The organism is Gilliamella sp. wkB7, assembly GCF_001693435.1.
Lineage (GTDB): Bacteria > Pseudomonadota > Gammaproteobacteria > Enterobacterales > Orbaceae > Gilliamella > Gilliamella apicola_N.
This window is the reverse complement of the sequence record NZ_CM004509.1, coordinates 2,772,719-2,791,463: the sequence shown is the minus strand read 5'-3', so window position 1 is coordinate 2,791,463 and position 18,745 is coordinate 2,772,719. Positions and strand designations below refer to the sequence as shown.

General features: G+C 34.8%; 15 protein-coding genes. 7 read left to right on the top strand and 8 right to left on the bottom strand.

The window, feature by feature from the left end; all coding sequences use genetic code 11:
* Positions 1-457 precede the first annotated feature (457 nt).
* Positions 458-2,533 carry a YccS family putative transporter gene (yccS, locus tag A9G17_RS12300; RefSeq protein ID WP_218059730.1) on the top strand — a complete coding sequence of 692 codons (2,076 nt, stop codon included), beginning with the start codon at positions 458-460 and terminating at the stop codon, positions 2,531-2,533.
* A gap of 521 nt (positions 2,534-3,054) precedes the next feature.
* On the opposite strand, the gene A9G17_RS12295 is transcribed toward yccS, so the two are convergent.
* The 3 genes from A9G17_RS12295 to yejK all read right to left on the bottom strand — a co-directional run bounded on the left by A9G17_RS12295 (position 3,055) and on the right by yejK (position 5,632).
* The gene (locus tag A9G17_RS12295; RefSeq protein WP_065738965.1) at positions 3,055-3,288 is read right to left on the bottom strand and encodes a hypothetical protein; all 234 of its coding nucleotides are present in this window, start codon (positions 3,286-3,288) and stop codon (positions 3,055-3,057) included.
* Positions 3,289-3,752: 464 nt separating this feature from the next.
* Positions 3,753-4,595: a deoxyribonuclease IV gene (nfo, locus tag A9G17_RS12290; protein WP_065738964.1), complete on the bottom strand. Its 843-nt coding sequence runs from the start codon at positions 4,593-4,595 to the stop codon at positions 3,753-3,755.
* Positions 4,596-4,627: 32 nt separating this feature from the next.
* Positions 4,628-5,632 (bottom strand): nucleoid-associated protein YejK, encoded by a 1,005-nt coding sequence (yejK, locus tag A9G17_RS12285; RefSeq protein ID WP_065738963.1) that lies wholly within the window; start codon positions 5,630-5,632, stop codon positions 4,628-4,630.
* Positions 5,633-5,991: 359 nt separating this feature from the next.
* Here yejK and A9G17_RS12280 point away from each other — a divergent pair, with 359 nt between their 5' ends.
* Complete coding sequence (locus A9G17_RS12280) at positions 5,992-7,383, top strand: MATE family efflux transporter (protein ID WP_065738962.1); 1,392 nt, start codon at positions 5,992-5,994, stop codon at positions 7,381-7,383.
* Positions 7,384-7,498: 115 nt separating this feature from the next.
* On the opposite strand, the gene A9G17_RS12275 is transcribed toward A9G17_RS12280, so the two are convergent.
* From A9G17_RS12275 to A9G17_RS12260, 3 genes are all read right to left on the bottom strand, one after another.
* Positions 7,499-8,194 carry a tetratricopeptide repeat protein gene (locus A9G17_RS12275; RefSeq protein WP_176714274.1) on the bottom strand — a complete coding sequence of 232 codons (696 nt, stop codon included), beginning with the start codon at positions 8,192-8,194 and terminating at the stop codon, positions 7,499-7,501.
* 406 nt (positions 8,195-8,600) lie between these two features.
* Positions 8,601-9,488 carry a DMT family transporter gene (locus A9G17_RS12265; protein ID WP_065738959.1) on the bottom strand — a complete coding sequence of 296 codons (888 nt, stop codon included), beginning with the start codon at positions 9,486-9,488 and terminating at the stop codon, positions 8,601-8,603.
* Positions 9,489-9,499: 11 nt separating this feature from the next.
* Complete coding sequence (locus A9G17_RS12260) at positions 9,500-10,366, bottom strand: YicC/YloC family endoribonuclease (protein ID WP_065738958.1); 867 nt, start codon at positions 10,364-10,366, stop codon at positions 9,500-9,502.
* A 157-nt stretch (positions 10,367-10,523) separates the two neighbouring features.
* Here A9G17_RS12260 and rph point away from each other — a divergent pair, with 157 nt between their 5' ends.
* From rph to A9G17_RS12245, 3 genes are all read left to right on the top strand, one after another.
* Complete coding sequence (gene rph / locus A9G17_RS12255) at positions 10,524-11,240, top strand: ribonuclease PH (protein WP_065738957.1); 717 nt, start codon at positions 10,524-10,526, stop codon at positions 11,238-11,240.
* Positions 11,241-11,253: 13 nt separating this feature from the next.
* A complete protein-coding gene (gene pyrE / locus A9G17_RS12250) occupies positions 11,254-11,898 on the top strand; it encodes an orotate phosphoribosyltransferase (RefSeq protein ID WP_039127092.1) in 645 nt (214 codons plus the stop codon).
* Between the two features lie 163 nt (positions 11,899-12,061).
* Positions 12,062-13,174 carry an SIMPL domain-containing protein gene (locus A9G17_RS12245; RefSeq protein ID WP_065738956.1) on the top strand — a complete coding sequence of 371 codons (1,113 nt, stop codon included), beginning with the start codon at positions 12,062-12,064 and terminating at the stop codon, positions 13,172-13,174.
* A 172-nt stretch (positions 13,175-13,346) separates the two neighbouring features.
* Here the strand turns inward: A9G17_RS12245 and A9G17_RS12240 are convergent, their stop codons facing one another.
* Entirely contained in the window at positions 13,347-14,051 is a 705-nt protein-coding gene (locus A9G17_RS12240) for a GntR family transcriptional regulator (RefSeq protein ID WP_065738955.1), read from the bottom strand.
* 175 nt (positions 14,052-14,226) lie between these two features.
* On the opposite strand from A9G17_RS12240, the gene A9G17_RS12235 reads away from it, so the two are divergent.
* Both A9G17_RS12235 and A9G17_RS12230 read left to right on the top strand, forming a co-directional pair.
* The gene (locus A9G17_RS12235) at positions 14,227-16,119 is read left to right on the top strand and encodes a glucose PTS transporter subunit IIA (RefSeq protein WP_065738954.1); all 1,893 of its coding nucleotides are present in this window, start codon (positions 14,227-14,229) and stop codon (positions 16,117-16,119) included.
* Positions 16,120-16,133: 14 nt separating this feature from the next.
* Positions 16,134-17,570: a 6-phospho-beta-glucosidase gene (locus A9G17_RS12230; protein ID WP_065738953.1), complete on the top strand. Its 1,437-nt coding sequence runs from the start codon at positions 16,134-16,136 to the stop codon at positions 17,568-17,570.
* A gap of 75 nt (positions 17,571-17,645) precedes the next feature.
* Here the strand turns inward: A9G17_RS12230 and dinB are convergent, their stop codons facing one another.
* Positions 17,646-18,701, bottom strand: coding sequence for a DNA polymerase IV (dinB, locus tag A9G17_RS12225; RefSeq protein ID WP_065738952.1), 1,056 nt, complete (start codon positions 18,699-18,701; stop codon positions 17,646-17,648).
* Positions 18,702-18,745 lie beyond the last annotated feature (44 nt).

Below are 18,745 nucleotides of genomic sequence, written 5' to 3'. Positions count from 1 at the left end.
AATATATAATTATCAGTTAGTGCGCAACGCAGACATGAATATTGTATGTAACCAAAAGCATTAAAAGTTTTCTATTAAAAATGAATAATAGATGAAAATAGATTTTTTGTAAAAATAATTCAGGAGTCTATACCGTTTCGGATTTTTTATCAAATTTAATATGTAATTATTTATCAAGTTGTTAAAAATATCTAAGAAAAATTGACTCATATTTGAACACTCAAACTCATTAATCTAAGAAAAAACATTCAATTCAGATAACGTTAAAATAATTAATAAGATGTGTATTAGTTATTGTAATTTTCAACCAAAAAATTTCACCCTCTTTAATAACTGTCAACAATATAGTATTCTACCCTCCATCTTATTAACTCTACGAAAAACAACATTTGTGCATCCTTTTATTTTGACTTTGCGTAAAGTCTTTTACAGCAGTAACCTTCTGTTTAGCATCCGCATGCTTATTAGCTTAACTGGCTCTACTCTAGTGCCTTGGTATTTTGGTCAGACAACACTGGTTATTCCGCTCACGCTTGGTGTGGTGGCAGCTGGATTAACCGAGATTGATACTCGATTACTCAGCCGTTGTATTAATCTAGTGTTGACGTTGTTCTGTTTTGCACTGGGTACGTTTTCGGTCGAGTTATTATTTGATTACCCTGCTCTGTTTATGATTGGGCTGGTGTCTTCTACCTTTATTTTTATTATGCTGGGTTCACTCGGGCAGCGTTATGGAGTAATTGCCTTTGGATCGTTATTGATTGCTGCTTATACAATGCTTGGCCATAATTTATTTAATGATAAATTCACTCTACCCTGCTTTTTATTACTCGGAGCACTGTGGTACAACGTGGTATCGCTAATTGAATCAATCATTCAACCTATTCGCACAACTCAACAGTCACTCTCTATCTGTTTTATGAAATTAGCGCAATATTTGGATGCCAAAGCAGCAATGTTCGATCCTGATGAAACTGACGGATTTAAAAAGCAAACTTTGCAATTAACTGAAAGTAATAATCAGTTAATCGGTGCGTTTAATGACACAAAACGCTCTCTATTTAACCGTTTAAAAAGTTATCGCGGACAGTCTTACATTCGTAAATTGCTAAGTTACTATTTTGTAGCGCAAGATATTCATGAACGTGCAAGTTCAGCACATGGACAGTATCAAGCATTAAGTGAACATTTTAAACATAGCGATATTCTATTTCGCTTTGCGCGAATTTTAAATTTGCAAGCGAAAGCCTGCACGCAGTTAGCAATAGCTATCAAGTTAAACCAAACCTATCAACATGATTCACTGTTTGCGCGCTATTTTACTTATCTTGAGGAAGCCATCGCTCAATATCAATTCAGCAATAGAGCTGACATGCTTTTGATTAAATCCTTAAAAAATTTGCATCAAAATCTACTCTCTATCGATCTGCTGCTAACAAACATTGATACTGAACAGCACCTCTCTAAAGAGCAAGAAGATAATCAATTGATTGACGAAGAGCTAACTAGCTTTCACGATCTATTTGCTAAAATTAAGCGTAATTTGACCGTTAAGTCTCCACTATTTCGTCATGCAGTGCGAATGAGTTTAGTCTTTTTTGTAGGATATATGGCAATTCTCTGTTCAGGTTTATCGCATGGATATTGGATCATCTTAACCAGTTTGTTTGTGTGTCAACCTAACTATTCAACCACAAAACATCGATTAAAATTGCGCGTTATTGGGACTATTTTAGGGATTGTAGTTGGCATTCCGTTGACCTTTTTGTTCCCGAGTGTACCTGAACAGTTAGTGCTCATTATTATAACTGGCTGGCTGTTTTTCTTATTTAAAAATTCCCAATATGCTTATGCCACCGCATTTATTACGTTATTGGTATTCTTTAGTTTCAGTTTGATTGGTGAAAGTAGCATATCAGTTGCTATTTCACGAATTATAGCAACATTAATTGGATGTTTTATTGCTTGGCTTGCGGTGAGTTATATCTGGCCTGACTGGAAATTCAGAAACCTACCTAAATTAGTGGATCGTGTTTGTCATGACGACAGTCACTATTTGGCATTAATTGGACAGCAATATCTATCGGGTAAAACCAATGATCCTCAATATCGCGTCGCACGCCGTGCCGCACACGATAGCAGTGCCGATTTGTCATCACTAATTAGTTTAATGACTAAAGAACCTCATATGAATCAGGTAATCATCGATAAAGGCTTTCGCCTGCTCACCCTGAATCATATACTTATCAGCTATTTATCAACGTTAGGAGCACATCGAGATAAAAATATCTCCCCCAAAACCCTTGACTTATTTGACGATTTAACGGTTTATATTATTAATCTTCTCAGTGATAAAAAACTAGACAGTGAATATCAAGCTATTAAACAATTAGTTGCCGATTATGTTGAAACGATCTCAATCAATGACGATCAGACCAATAGCGATCTACTGGTAATGCAACAATTAGCTTTAATACTCGATATTCTGCCGGAAATCGTCACACTTGTTAGCGAGTTGGATAAATCAATCTGAATGTTAATGAAAATAGTTTATTAAAATCTCAATAAGCAATATTTTACCTAAACTATTTTCAGTTGTTTGTATCAAGTTATCCGTTGGTATTGTTTGATTTTAGGTTATGTTTCATCTTCCCTTATTACTATTGGTAATTGATTGTGTGTATTGTTCATTAGCTGGCACAGATAGGCTGTTTGTAGAATATGTTTGATTTCTATCGGTTGGTTTTGTGCTAATTTGTTTAGGGTGTGGCTTAACGTAGTTAAGCCAAGTGTATCGCATTGGTATTGTAATTGGTTTATTTTTTTGTTTATATGCGTTAGATAAGATCAATCGCCCAAAACTGGTGATTGCTTCAAGTAATGCCAGTGTGAGTTTGATGATATATGTCGCGATAGGATCTTGTTGGTAATTGATAAGCTAGTCGAATATTGGCTTTGCCCACTGTTTTAAATAACTGGCTACTCTCAATTGCTAATAACTCGGCTAAAGGATCCCAATGTGATTTAGAGGATTCAAGTGATTGGTTAAGTGTGTCACAATTTGGGGGTAACTTTGGCTTCATCGATAAATGGATTTTCGTGTAACCATAACACAGAAGCCATTATGTGTTTACAATGATCACTGGCTAGACAGCTACACTTTGCCACTTTAATACCTTGTGGTGTCAGTATGACTTGTTGGTTATAAACCTCAAATATCAAATGTGATTGATTGTGTTCGATTAATTTAACTTTATTAGTGCCTTTAATTACAATCCACTCATACATTAATGTCGACAATCACATCTAGGTATAAAATATTCATGTAATGGATGGATAGAGATAAAAGATGATAAGACAAAAAACATAAATAGAAAATATACTAATTCGTTTAAGATTTTATTTCTTTATTCATTTTATTAAACAATATGGTTGCAACCAAATAACTAAATAATCCATTTCTATTAGATTTTTTAATATTATTGATTTTATTTTTAAATTAAAAAGATAGTTTTTGCCAACGACATTTCCCATAAAAATAATAAAAAGTAATATTTATTAAGAGTAACGTGTAATAGAAGGTTAATTTATCGGCTAGATATTCAATTATATTAAGTGTGATATATGTAATGTTAGGGAGGAACGGTTCTGGTTTTGTGGCGTTTGTGAGCATAAACACCACAATTTAATAAGAACAATAAACAAATCATCGTTATTTTTTTGATTAATTTGTTATTGTTTTTTCATTCTCACTACTTTGCTTGCCCTTTTAACCAAGCAATCTCCTGAGCCCAAATATCAGGGTCAATGGTTTCAAGAATGAGTGGTATTTCGTCAATTCGCGGATCTTGCATGATAAATTCAAATGCCGTTTGACCGATGTTACCTTTACCTAAACTGTCATGGCGGTCAACATGGCTAGCGAGTTCGCTTTTGGCATCGTTTAAATGCATGCCCCGTAAATATTTAAAGCCAACAATCTTTTCAAATTCATCAAACGTTTCTTTACAGGCTTTTTCAGTACGTAAATCATAACCAGCAGCAAAGGCATGACAGGTATCAATGCAAACACCTACACGACTTTTATCTTCAACTTTGTCAATGATTTGTGCCAGATGTTCAAACTTATAACCTAAGTTAGATCCTTGCCCTGCCGTATTTTCAATCACAGCAACAACGTTTTTGGTTTTATCTAAAGTGATATTTATCGATTCAGCAATACGCGCTAAACAGTCATCAACCGATATTTTCTGTAAGTGACTCCCCGGATGAAAGTTTAATAAGGTGAGTCCCAACTGTTCACAGCGTTGCATCTCATCTAAAAAAGCCGTTCGTGATTTATCGAGTTGCTCACTATCAGGACTACCTAGATTTATCAGGTAACTATCATGCGGTAAGATCTGTTTACTGGTAAAGCCATATCGTTCACAGCGTTTTTTGAAACTATCGATTATGGCTGATTCAAGTGGCTTAGCATGCCATTGTCTTTGATTTTTTGTAAATAAGGCAAAAGCTGTTGCGCCAATTTGATAGGCGTTGATTGGAGCATTATCGACTCCCCCTGCTGCGCTAACATGTGCACCAATGTATTTCATATTTTTATGTTCCTGATAATTGGATGTGATGATTAGTTTGAACCGCTATTACGTTGTAATTGATCGCGTAAATTTGGTGGAACACCTTTAATCACTAGTGTATCAGTCTGCGGATCCCATTTAATTCGTTCACCTAATAAGTCAGAATCAAAACTTAAGGTTAATCCACCGCCACTACCTGAGAATTTTTTGAGTTGACGCAGTGCACTACGATCAACTGGAAAGGTCTCTTCTAAATCGTAATCGCTATTTTTCACAAATTCAGCGAAATTATTTTCACCATTAGCCGGCAATTCATTAGCTAGATTTTTGAGTTCGATCTCTTCGCCTGCTTGTAATTGAGCTTGACAATAATTATAGACATTTTCACGGGCGTTGGTTTTGTCTTGTTTATCAAATTGCATTTCTTGGCAATAGTCATCAACCGCTTTCACTAAAGTTTTATTTTGCGCTTTCGCATCTAATCCTTCACTGGCACCTAAATAGTCCATAAAAAAGTCAGACACTTTGCGCCCAACTCGTCCTTTTAAAAAGGTTAAATAGCGTTTTGAATCTGGTGTGGTTTCCCATTCAGTGATATCAATTCGAGCAATAATATCGGCATGATCAATATCCAAATATTGGGTTTCGGTTATATCAAGCTGTTCATTAACTAACATACTTGAACAGCTATTTAATACTGCAATAATTAAGTATTCAACAGCTAGATAACGGTAATGACAAAAGACCACCGTGCCACCTTCTGCAAACGGGTATTTAGCGAGTTCATTGCGTAGTTGCTTGGTCGATTCTTGACTAAAATGCAAAAAATCTTGGTTGCCTAAACGTAATTCTTTAAGCGACTGTTCAAACAGACTTTCACTATTGAATAGCCCATAAGCTTTGCTTTTATTATTATAAATACGGTTAATATCCTCAATTAAATTGACAACCGCTTGTTGATTGCTTAGCATTGAATCACGAAGTTGCAGTTCAATTTCAGTGTCATTTTTTCTGATTAATTTATGTAAAATAACTTTTTCTATTTGTACACTCATTTAGAATTCCTGTTTGGGTGGCAAAAGTAAGACTACCACTATTTTATCAAAGCACTAAAAAAGTGCTATCCACAATTTATTAGTCTGATTAGATAACAAATGATAATTAGTTAGTTTTTATACTAAAACGTATAGTTAACCTGAAACTTCTTTACAAAATCTAATGGTATTTAAGAAATATTAATAACGATAACTTGAGTCTTAGCGGCTAAAAAAACTCGCCAACTCATTTTTGATAAGACAACTTCATAATTGCCATTAGCATAGTGATAAATAATGTAATTAACAATAACATTTTTACTGAAACGTAACGTTAATCTGAAACTTTTTTACAACCTGTTATATTTGGAATAAATAATATGGCAAATCCTCAAGATATTTATAATGATTTTAAGAATAAAAAAATCAGTTTATTATTTTGGCAATATGCACTTCCCTCCATTATTGGGACAACCGTCAATACTCTTTATAACATTATTGATGGAGTTTTTATTGGGCATTGGATTGGGCGCGAAGCATTAAGTGGTGCAGGCATTATTTTACCCGTTATGAATCTTGCTGCGGGTATTGGTATGTTAGTAGGTATTGGTTCGGCGAGCCGTATTTCTATATTTTTAGGTCGAGGCGAAATCGATAAAGCCGAAAAAGTTGCGGGCACTTCGTTTATGTTAACAGCAGTACTGAGTGGTATTACTTTAGCATTATTACTTTATTTTATTGACCCTGTTTTACATTTTATTGGTTCAAGCCCAACCAACCATATTTACGCTCGTGAGTTTTTAGAGGTATTTTTGCCGGGTAGTATTTTTATTACATTGACTTTCAACTACAACAATATGATGCGAGCAAGTGGTTATCCTTTTAAAGCTATGGTAACTATGTTTATTAGCGTGATTGCCAATATTATTCTTGCCCCAATTTTTATTATTGCTTTAGGTTGGGGCATGCGAGGCGCAGCTTTTGCAACCACCCTATCGATGTTCATTAGCTTTTTGTTTGTAATGCAGCACTTTATTAGCAAAAACAGTAATATCAAGCTATATCGTCGTAATTTTAGACTTGATATTACTTATATTAAATCGATTCTATCGATTGGCATGTCGCCATTTGCCATGCAAGTTGCTGCGTCTGTGGTAGTGGTCTTTATAAACTGGCAATTAACTCACTATGCGCCGATTTCTCATGTTTCAAGTGACGATGCTATTGCCGGTTATTCAAATGCAAATCGATTAATAACGCTGATTATTATGATTGTAATTGGCGTTAACCAAGGAATGCAGCCAATCATTGGCTATAACTATGGTTCAAAGAATTATAAACGCGTGAAAGAGACCTTTTTCTACGCAGTGAAAATCGCTACTGTGATCACGAGTGCTGGGTTTATATTAGGTTGCTTTATGCCTGATGTACTGGTTAAAGCATTCAGTTCTGAAGTGGACTTAGTTGCTATATCAGCTATTGCACTAAGGTATACAACGCTTTCATTTGCGTTTGTTGGGTTCCAAATGGTAACAACAAGCTTTTTCCAATGTATTGGTATGGCTAGAGTTTCTATTTTACTCAGTCTTTCAAGGCAAATTTTAATTTTATTGCCAACGCTTTATATTTTACCGCTATTTTTCGATTTAGATGGAGTTTGGGCATCATCACCTACCGCTGATCTTTTATCAACCGGTATCGCTTATGCAGCACTCTACTGGTATTTTAAATCGATTAAAAGTCGGCATTATCCTAAACAAGTTAATCCGTAATATATTAAAATTAAAAAACAAAAAGGGGGTACTTTGCCCCTTTTAAATTTTATAAAGCCGTTTTACTTATTACTATTAACTTTACTGATTATCATTTGTAATTAGATAAATAAACTCATTGACAAATTGGGTGTTCTACACCGCCTTCACATCCTTTTTCAATCAATTCCATTGCTTTGTTATGATCTCTTGTTAGACCTGCAGCTCCATTTTCATACATGACCCCTAAATTAAACTGAGATTCTGGTTGTCCTTGTTCGGCTGCTTTTTCAAACCAATATCGAGCTTTATTGAGATCTTTATTTATGCCGTCACCCGTTAAATACATATCCCCTAAATGATACTGTGCATTTACAAGACCTAGCTCGGCTGATTTTTCAAATAATTCTTTTGCTTTTAATGGATCTTTAGCTACACCTCGGCCTTCTTTGTATAAACTAGCTAGATTAAATAGAGCATATTCATCATTTTTTGCAGCACCTTTTTCATAAAACTCTTTGGCTTTAGCATAGTCTTGGTCAACTGTTATGCCATTCTCATACATATATCCTAAATTAGATTCAGCTCCAGAATGGCCTTGTGCAGCTGCCTTTTCATACCATTGTCTAGCTTTCAACGGATCTTTTTCAACACCCTCCCCTTGAAAGTATCGAACACCTAAATCATATTGCGCTTTTGGGTCATTATTTTCCGTTGCCATTTTTAGTACTTCATCATAAGGAACATCTTTTAATGACTCTTTAACTGCTTGTGCACAAGCAGGTCCTACTAAAAATAGAAATAACAAACCAGAAGTAAGTAATTTTTTCATATTTATCATCCCCTTTTACTATTTATGATTATCTATGATTTACTATATTTTGATTAAAATACAGCCTGTTTATTTTAACAACATCTCGTTAATTATCCAGTATCGTAAAATTTTATTTTTTAAATTCTTATTACATATATTAGGTGTTGAATGACCTATTTAATTTGTATAAATTCTATTATTGAGATAGGAAGAGTTAGAGATTTTTTTCTTGATTTTAATCTGCCAGAAATAATTAATATTTTTGCTTTTTTTCAAAATAAGAGATCTGTTATTTATTCTAGAAAAGTATTCTTGGCTTACTTGTTAAAGAAAAAATTGTTAAAGACAAAAAACAGTATTGATGAGTAGCTGATTGAGCTAATTAATTTTTTTAGAAAATGGCTAAAGAAAAAATATCAAATATTCAGTTTTTAACCAAACTTGATAAGGTTACCATAATTAGACAAATAAAGATCAGCAGCATGCCAATCCAACCAATTAACGATAAGCATTCACCCACAATTAACATAGCAAGAATCGCAGCAATAACGGGTTCAAGTAAGGTAATGGTTGTTGCCATACTGGCCGAGATTTTTGATAATCCAAAACCGTAGCAAAGATAACCTAAAAACATCGGTATCAATGCCATATAAAATCCAACCGCCATGTTATTCCATGAAGTAAAAAAAGCAGAGCCAGTTATTAACATAACAGGAATTAATAATAATCCCCCACAACCAAAAGTAGCGCCCATTGCCGCTTTAGTATTAACGCCTTTTAACATTAATTGCCTTGCTGACCATGAATAGAGAGCGTAAGTCAAGCCCGCAACTAATCCTAATAAAATACCTAAATTAACATGAGTATATTGGATTATTGTACTTGCATTGTCAGAAAAAGCTAACATCACCATTCCAATAATCCCCAATAAAGCACCCGTAGCCCACTGTTTATTGAGTTGAAAATCACGACTGAAATATTCAATTATCGCCGACAAAATGGGGGCTGAACCAATAGACACAACGGTACCAATGGTTACACCAGATAAACGCATAGAAGAATAAAATGCTAAAGGATAGATAGCTACAGCAAGTGCCCCCACGATCAAGAATCTGCAATGCACTGCCAATAAAGCACGATCATGAACAATCTTAACGGTAGCCAATCCACATTGCAAAATCCCACCAATACCCATAGCAAATGAGCCGATAAATAAAGGGGATAAAGCTGGGGCAAACGTGGCGGCCGTACCTGTTGTGCCCCATAATAGTGATGCCAAAATAACGGCTAAAATACCTAAATACTTATTCATTAAATGACAGTTTATTCAATATTTTGTACTTGTTCTCGGATTTGTTCAATTAAGACTTTAAGTTCAATCGCGCTAGCGGTTACATCAGCATTAATTGATTTTGAGGCTATGGTATTTGATTCACGGTTAAATTCTTGCATCATAAAATCAAGTCTGCGCCCTACTGCTTCGTTTTTCTTTAAAATTGCGTAGGTTTCTTTAACATGAGTCATTAAACGATCAAGCTCTTCAGCTACGTCAATACGTTGAGCCATCAATACGATTTCTTGTTCTAATCTTGACTTGTCGAATTCAATATTTGCTTCCGCCAATTTGTTTTGCAAGCGCTCTTTTTGCCATTCGAGTATTTGTGGCATCCATTGACGAATTTTTTCAACTTCTGTCGTAATACTGTCTAAACGTTGGATAATAAGATCACGTAATACTTGTCCTTCGCGTTCACGTACAGCAATTAATTCATTAATGGCTCCATCCAATAATGCTAAGATTTCTTGTGATATGCTATCAAGATTTTGTTCTTTAGCTGATAGCACGCCCGGCCAACGTAAAACATCAATAGGATTAACGTCACCAGATTTATATTCAGTTTTAATCCAATTAACCGCACTAAGAACCTGTCTTGCAAGATCCTCATTTAAAGATAATTCTTGATGCTGCGAAGCAGGATCGAGTTCGAAGCGTAAATTGCATTCAATTTTACCGCGTGTTAATCGACCTCGAAGTCGTTCTCGAATAATCGGTTCAAGTGATCGAAACTGTTCTGGCATACGAATATAGGTTTCTAAGTAGCGTTGATTAACAGAACGCAACTCCCAAGAGGCCGTCCCCCATGATTGGTTAATTTCTTTTCGGGCATAGGCAGTCATACTTGAAATCATAATTGGATCCTAAATTTATAAAAAACTTGCTGGGCATTGTATCATAAATTCTGTATAATGCGCTCTTAGCTTAGGCTAAACATCAATCCTTTCTTTAATTGATGTCCTCCTAAATGATAAATTCAAACATTTTTTTATATAACAGCTGGAGAATTGCATGCGCCCGTCTGGTCGAGCTGCGGAACAAGTCCGCCCAATCAAAATAACCCGTCATTATACTAAGCATGCAGAAGGTTCTGTATTAGTTGAATTTGGTGAAACCAAAGTACTGTGTAACGCAACGGTTGAGGAAAGTGTACCACGTTTTTTAAAAGGTCAAAATCAAGGTTGGGTTACAGCAGAATATGGCATGTTGCCACGCGCAACCAATTCAAGAACTCAGCGTGAGGCGGCAAAAGGGAAACAAACAGGTCGTACAATGGAAATCCAACGACTTATTGCCCGTTCATTAAGAGCCATGATTGATCTTAAATTACTTGGCGAATATACCATTACCCTAGACTGTGATGTCATTCAAGCCGATGGCGGAACACGAACAGCATCCATCACTGGTGCATGTGTTGCTCTTAACGATGCAATTAATAAAATGATTGCTGATGGTAAATTAAAACAGAACCCAATTAAATCATTAGTTGCAGCTGTGTCTGTCGGAATTGTCGAGGGTCAAGCAGTATGTGATTTGGAATATATTGAAGATTCCAATGCAGATACAGATATGAATGTCATTATGACTGATGACGGACGTATTATCGAAGTACAAGGTACTGCCGAAGGTGAACCATTCAGTCATGAAGAATTATTAGAACTGCTAGAATTAGCAAAAAATGGTATTGCAACAATTATTGATGCACAAAGACAAGCCTTAAAAGATTAATTGGAGAGGATCGATGAAATCATATAAAAGTGAGTTTATTGAATTTGCTTTAGATAGGCAAGCACTAAAATTTGGTGAATTCACCTTAAAGTCAGGACGAAAAAGCCCTTACTTTTTTAACGCAGGATTGTTTAATACAGGTAAAGATCTGGCTTTATTAGGTCGCTTTTATGCTGCCGCATTGATGGATGCAAATTTAAACTATGATGTCATCTTCGGTCCTGCCTATAAAGGGATTCCGATTGTTTCATCAACAGTAGTGGCCTTATCTGAGCACTATAATGTTGATGTTCCTTATTGCTTTAACCGTAAAGAAGCTAAAGACCATGGTGAAGGTGGTAATCTAGTTGGTAGTACTATTTATCAACAACGTGTTATGTTAGTTGATGATGTAATTACTGCGGGTACCGCAATTCGTGAATCAATGCGAATTTTAGAAGATAATCAATCAAAACTGGCTGGTGTATTGATTTGCCTTGACCGTCAAGAAAAAGGTCGCGGTGAGTTATCTGCCATTCAAGAAATAAAGCAAACCTATCATTGCGAGGTTATTTCAATTATTACATTAGATGATTTGATTCATTATCTTTATCAAGATCCCTCTCGACAAAACCAAGTTAAACTGGTTGAAGATTATCGAACTCAGTATGGAATTTAAAAGGCGTCTTTTGACGCTTTTTTTATACCTTTTTACAACTGGATGTATTTTTTTTACTTATCTTAAATTAAACTGTCTATAATATTTTCATCTGTAAAGAATTCTTTTACCTAACTTAAAAGTAACCAATAAAAAATTAACTAATAAAATAATGGGATATAGAATGAAAAAAATACTAATACTTATTACATTACTCAATATTGGTACAGCCTTTACCTGCCATGCAGCAAATCTTAAGAATATCAATAATAACGAACCTAAAGTTGAACAATTAATATATGGCAAAAATTTAATTCCCATTGGAGAAATTGAAGCAAGTATTACAGATTCGATTAAACTAAAACCCGATACGGTTGAGTTTACAATTACATTGGATACTGACGCTTCAACACCTAGTGAGGCATCAAATATCAATGCTAACACGATGAAACAATTTAAGGATTATTTAGCGACACTCACCATTAAAGATAACAATTTAATCACAACCGATTATGGCAACTATATACAGGATTCTTATGAAGAAGTCAGTGAAGATGATGCTCAATATAAAGCCACTCTCACTCTTGCTATCAACATCAATGATAACGAAAAATTTCTAGAATTAAATAAATTACTTGATAAATACAACATTAATAATGTCCAACAATTAAATAATAGTGATACAAATAATGCGTTCTCATTTAGTATTTTTGAAAATGCAGTTACTGCAAACAAAGCAAAAGACATGGTTTATCAAAAATATACAACCATAACTAACGAATTAAAAAACCTACAACTTGATAATTTTTCGATTATTCAATCAAATACCGAACGCACTTCACCAAAAAAAATCGATAAAAAACAGTATCATGTATATAATACCGTACAAATAAAAATTAACAAACTTGATGTGGTTAGTAAAATTATTACTAAAGCACAAGAATTAAAAATAAAAGTTAATGATGATATTTTTTATAGTGTTTCACCAGATGCGATTGAGCGAGCAATTAATGATCGTGAAAGACTTTTATTAAATAAGTTAATTAATAAAGTTGAACGGTTATTGACTAAACAATATTTAGTTGGTGATCCAAAATATCTCGATATGAGAAAAGCTGACTACGAACAACAGTCACCAAAAAGACGAGAAAGATTCTATGGAGCAATGAATATGGCGATGGCCCCCGGATCAGATGATGAAGCAACAAATAAAATTAATATCTATGCTCCTTCCGATTTTGAAATACAACTCACTTTATTAGGAAGATTTGAGATAATAAAAAAAGTTACACAATAATTAACATTAAAAATCATCGATTAATAAAAAAGTTCATCCTTAATTAAGTAATACTTGAATGTATTTTTAATTAAGGAGAACTAAGCTAGGCAAACTTACTAATAAAATACATTATTAACTTATTTAGTAACCAATGAGTTACTCCACATCAAGTTAATAAACTAAAAAGAAATCATTTAGAATTACTTTGTACGTAAAATTTAGCATTGTCGTAATGATATATGATGGTTGAAAAATCGAATGGTTCACCAGTATTGGTGTAAAAAATTTCTTCCACACACAGAGCAGGATCGCCCGCACTTAATCCTAAATAGTCCGCAGTCTGTTCATCTAATTTAATCGCTTTAAAATATTTGTCAGAAAAACCGATATTGATTTTAAATATATCTTTTATATAACTGAATATGGAGTGTTCAGCAATTTCCTTATTTAAATAACCCACCATTTTTTTTCGATAGTAAGATCTTTCAAGCGCATAAACTTTGCCTTCGAACTTACGTAACCGTTTAATAAAATAGACCTCTTCTCCATCTTCACATTGTAGGTTTTGTTTGACTTGTGAAGTTGGTTGAACGATATCTACATTAAACACTTGTGCGGAATTTGGTGCATCGTTCAAATCAACACTAAAACCATGACTTTCCAAAAAATTCAGATATCCATGTTTTTGGGGTTGCCGAACAAAAATGCCACTCCCTTGAACTTGATATATGACGCCATGCCTTTCTAAACAGTTAAGTGCTTTAATAATGGTCGTACGACTAACTTGATATTGATTAATTAAACCTTCGATATTAGGCAATTGTGTATCTTTAGGTAAATTTTGCTGATAAATTACTTGCTGAATTTTTTTTGCCACATCTCGGTATTTTAGCATTCGTACTCTTTATTTTGATTGTGATAAATAGGCTTTATTCTATACCTACTAATAAATTAATAAATTGAAATCATTTTAAAACGCGATCTAGATCACAAACAATTAAATTGGTCATTAACAATTTTTTATTTAGGGATAAGATAAGCTCTCTCATCTGATGAAAGGAGCTTAGTGAATGTCATCCAAAATTAGAGATTATAATAAATTAGCCGTTGATATATTAAATGAATTGGGCGGTGAAAATAATATCGTAACTGTCGCTCGATGCACTACCCGTTTGCGTATTGTTACTCAAAAAACACCTGACCAAGCTAAAGAAGCTATTGCAAAAATGCCAGGTGTAATTACTGTCGTTGAAAAAGGGGGACAAATACAGATTGTTATCGGTACGAATGTTGAAAAAGTCTATAATGCTTTTATACAACTCATCAATACCGATAATAAAATTGCCAAAAATGCACAAAGCGGCATTTTAAATCGTGTCATTGCAACTATGTCAGCCGTTTTTGCGCCATTTGTATATGTATTAGCAGCTTCGGGTATTTTACAAGGGATATTAATTTTAATTAAGTTATTCTTTCCAGCATTTGAAGCAACCGGTACTTGCCAAGTTTTTAACTTTATTTCTTGGGCACCGTTTGCTTTTTTACCTATTTTTATTGCCATTACCGCATCTCAACATTTTCGATGCAACATTTACATTGCGGTAGCTTGTTGTGCAGCCTTGCTTTCACCAACTTGGGCAGAGCTTGCTGCAATGATAAAGGCTGGACAAGAGATTAATCTATTTGGTTTAGCATTGTCAGAAACGACCTACACATCAACGGTTTTACCGCCTCTGTTTTTAGTTTGGTTACTTTCTTATTTAGAGCGTTTTTTAGAGCCTCGTTTACATAGCATTATTAAACCATTAGTGATGCCTTTAATCTGCTTAGTGATTATGGTTCCCCTCACTTTAGTGGCTATTGGACCAATTACTGCGGGCGCTGCACATTATATTGCTAGTGGATATAATTGGATTGTTAACCTTGCACCATCGGTAGCAGGTGGATTGATCGGTGCAGTTTGGCAGGTGTTTGTTATTTTTGGTGTGCATTGGGGTATTACACCAGTCATTATTGAGAACATAAATCAATATGGACGAGACTCTTTCCAAGCTTATCAAACCATCGCAGTTATTGGTCAAGTAGGTGCTGCATTAGGTTTTTATATAAAAACTCGAAGCAAAGATATGAAAGGGGTATCGCTATCAGCTTTTGTTACAGGTCTATTTGGTATTACAGAGCCCGCTATATATGGTGTTAACTTACGCTTTAAAAGACCATTTATTTATGGTTGTATTAGTGGTGCGCTTGGTGGCATTGTAGCAGGATTCTTTACACCTTATTACTATACTTATGCTGCATTACCTGGACCTTTGACAATTGTTAATGCTATTAATATAGACCATCCTGCATCATTCATTGGTGTTGTTATTGGTTCAGCAATTGCATTATTTGGACCAGTGATTCTTATCCAAATTTTTGGCACAAATGAAACTCAACAAAGTAATGCAAACATTGAAAATGAGACATCTGACATAGAGAACGATACACCTAAAATTGTAATTGGTGAAATAGTTGTGACTAGCCCAATGATCGGTAAAGCATTACCACTTAGTGAAGTACCAGACCCTGCTTTTTCGCAAAAACTTATGGGTGAAGGTATTGCTATTGAACCAACAGACAATCATGTTTATGCACCTTATGATGGCGAGGTAACCGCTGTGTTTGAAGCATCAAAACACGCTATTGGTTTGGTTTTAGATAATGGAGTTGAATTATTAATTCATGTGGGTATTGATACAGTTAATTTAACTAACAATGAATTTCAATACCATGTGAAATTGAATCAAAAAGTGAAAAAAGGTGATCGGTTGATCAGCTTTGATCCACAAGCAATTAAACAAGCAGGTTACCCATTAATTACTCCAGTTATTATTGTTAATACTGATCAATACCAAGTAATCACGTTAACAGAAAAAACGGAAGTAAATCTTGATGATAACCTTTTTGAAATAAAGCAATAACAAGGAACCAAAAAATGACTAAAAAACCATTTTTATGGGGCGGTGCATTAGCCGCTCATCAATTCGAAGGCGGTTGGAACGAAGGTGGCAAAGGACCAAGCGTTGTTGATGTTATGACTGCGGGCGCACATGGCGTTGCAAGACAAATTACCCAAGAAATTGAAGCAGGTAAATTTTATCCAAACCATACTGCTATCGATTTTTATCATCATTATAAAGACGATATTAAGTTGTTTGCCGAGCTAGGTTTGAAATGCTTACGTACATCCATTGCTTGGACTCGTATTTTTCCAAAAGGTGATGAACTGGAGCCAAATGAAGAAGGTTTACGTTTTTATGATAATGTATTTGATGAGTTAATTGCTAATGGTATCGAACCCGTTATTACTTTATCCCATTTTGAAATGCCATTACACATTGCTCGTCATTACGGTGGTTTTAGAAACCGTAAAACAGTTGAATTTTTTGAACGTTTTGCAACAGCGTGTTTTGAACGTTATAAAAATAAAGTGAAGTATTGGATGACGTTTAACGAAATTAATAACCAAATGGATACCAGTAATCCGATCTTTTTCTGGACTAATTCAGGTGTGCAGGTTCAACCGGGCGAAAATCCACAAGAAGTACTTTATCAAGTGGCACATTACGAACTATTAGCCAGTGCCAAAGCGGTAATTGCCGGTAAAAAAATCAATCCTAACTTTGAAATTGGTTGCATGATTTCTCACGTGCCAATTTATCCATATTCTTGTAATCCAGAAGATATGATGGCATCTGAAATTGCTATGCATCAACGCTTCTTCTTTCCAGATGTGCATGTTCGTGGTTACTACCCATCTTATGCTTTAAAAGAGTTTGAACGAGAAGGCTATAAGCTTGATATCACCGATGAAGATTTAGCGATTTTAAAACAAGGTACCGTTGATTACATCGGCTTTAGTTATTACATGTCAACCGTTGTTAAAGCTGATGTTAAAAATGATCATCGTGACAATATTGTCAACGGTGCTTTACCTAATGCTGTTGAGAATCCATACATTAAAAGCAGCGATTGGGGTTGGCCTATTGACCCAGAAGGCTTACGTTATACTCTTAATCGTTTATATGATCGTTATCAGTTACCACTGTTTATTGTGGAAAATGGTTTTGGCGCGATAGATGAATTAGAAAACGGTAATAAAGTTCATGATAAACCACGCATCGAATACCTTGGCGCACACATCAAAGCAATGTTAAAAGCTATCGATTATGATGGAGTTGATGTTATGGGATATACCGCGTGGGGGATTATTGATGTCGTCTCATTTACAACTGGCGAAATGAAAAAACGTTATGGTGTGATTTACGTTGATCGTGATAATGAAGGTAACGGCACTATGAAACGATATAAAAAAGATTCTTTTGATTGGTATAAACAAGTCATTAGCAGTAATGGTACTAATTTAAAATAGCTCTAATATGATGTAGTAAGTTTTTTGGGGGTGATGTGGTAATGCACACATCCTCTTTTTTTTCAATCTAGATAATTAAAAATTGAAGAGCAACTGTTTATCAAGTTGTGGATCGATTAAAGTGACATGAAAACCAATCAAACGCACTCCGCGATCATTTCGACGCTCTTGCCAAACTTTATAGGCTTGTTCAATTAAATCCTGTTTATCAAGTTTAGACCAAACATGTTCTTGTGTAGTAAGTTGGAAATCATCAAATTTAAACTTAACACCTTGTCGAGCAATCGACAAATCAGAACGAACTTTACTCAACCGAGTTTTGAGCTCTTCAAATAACGGTTCAAACTGTAATAAACACTCATCCCAAGTATGAATATCGTTAACTAATGTACGCTCTACCCCTACAGATTTGCGTTGCCTATCATTACAAACTTCACGATCATCAATGCCTTGACATCGTTCATATAAAACTCGCCCAAATTTACCAAATTGATTAAGTAATTTACTCACATCATAATTGACTACATCTTGACAGGTGATTAGCCCTAATTCAGCTAATTTTTTCTCGGTCACTTTACCCACACCCGGAATTTTTTTAAGTGGTAATTGTGCGATAAATCCTGTAACAGCATCGGGTGTAATCACATATTGCCCATTAGGCTTATTCATATCTGAGGCAATTTTAGCTAAAAATTTAAGTGGAGCTACGCCTGCTGAAGCGGTCAATTCTAGTTCTTTATAGATCGCTTGGCGGATATCTTGAGCAATTAAAGTGGCTGAACCATGACAAAGCTTACAATCGGTCACATCTAAATAAGCTTCATCCAGTGACAAGGTTTCAATTGCTTTAGTATAACGCTGAAATATTTGATGAATTTGATTAGAAACTTCTTTATAAACAGCATGCCGACTTGGAATGATTTTAAGATTTGGGCACAATTTTAGGGCTTGTGACATCGACATCGCACTATGCACACCATATTGACGAGCTAAATAATTTGCAGTAGCAACAACACCGCGTTTGCGAGGATCGCCGCCTACTGCTATCGGCAAATTGCGATAACGGGGATTATCTCTCATTTCAACTGCGGCATAAAAACAATCCATATCAACATGAATAATTTTTCGCATAAATAACTGTTTCACTGCATTTAAAATATGACTGTATAAATATA

Excerpts from the sequence above, each read along its gene's own strand:
- dinB (WP_065738952.1), bottom strand. The coding sequence starts at position 18,701 with ATGCGAAAAATTATTCATGTTGATATGGATTGTTTTTATGCCGCAGTT.
- A9G17_RS12240 (WP_065738955.1), bottom strand. The coding sequence starts at position 14,051 with ATGCTAAAATACCGAGATGTGGCAAAAAAAATTCAGCAAGTAATTTAT.
- A9G17_RS12260 (WP_065738958.1), bottom strand. The coding sequence starts at position 10,366 with ATGATTTCAAGTATGACTGCCTATGCCCGAAAAGAAATTAACCAATCA.
- A9G17_RS12230 (WP_065738953.1), top strand. The coding sequence starts at position 16,134 with ATGACTAAAAAACCATTTTTATGGGGCGGTGCATTAGCCGCTCATCAA.
- pyrE (WP_039127092.1), top strand. The coding sequence starts at position 11,254 with ATGAAATCATATAAAAGTGAGTTTATTGAATTTGCTTTAGATAGGCAA.
- nfo (WP_065738964.1), bottom strand. The coding sequence starts at position 4,595 with ATGAAATACATTGGTGCACATGTTAGCGCAGCAGGGGGAGTCGATAAT.
- yccS (WP_218059730.1), top strand. The coding sequence starts at position 458 with ATGCTTATTAGCTTAACTGGCTCTACTCTAGTGCCTTGGTATTTTGGT.
- A9G17_RS12275 (WP_176714274.1), bottom strand. The coding sequence starts at position 8,194 with ATGAAAAAATTACTTACTTCTGGTTTGTTATTTCTATTTTTAGTAGGA.
- A9G17_RS12235 (WP_065738954.1), top strand. The coding sequence starts at position 14,227 with ATGTCATCCAAAATTAGAGATTATAATAAATTAGCCGTTGATATATTA.
- yejK (WP_065738963.1), bottom strand. The coding sequence starts at position 5,632 with ATGAGTGTACAAATAGAAAAAGTTATTTTACATAAATTAATCAGAAAA.
- A9G17_RS12295 (WP_065738965.1), bottom strand. The coding sequence starts at position 3,288 with ATGTATGAGTGGATTGTAATTAAAGGCACTAATAAAGTTAAATTAATC.
- A9G17_RS12245 (WP_065738956.1), top strand. The coding sequence starts at position 12,062 with ATGAAAAAAATACTAATACTTATTACATTACTCAATATTGGTACAGCC.
- rph (WP_065738957.1), top strand. The coding sequence starts at position 10,524 with ATGCGCCCGTCTGGTCGAGCTGCGGAACAAGTCCGCCCAATCAAAATA.
- A9G17_RS12280 (WP_065738962.1), top strand. The coding sequence starts at position 5,992 with ATGGCAAATCCTCAAGATATTTATAATGATTTTAAGAATAAAAAAATC.
- A9G17_RS12265 (WP_065738959.1), bottom strand. The coding sequence starts at position 9,488 with ATGAATAAGTATTTAGGTATTTTAGCCGTTATTTTGGCATCACTATTA.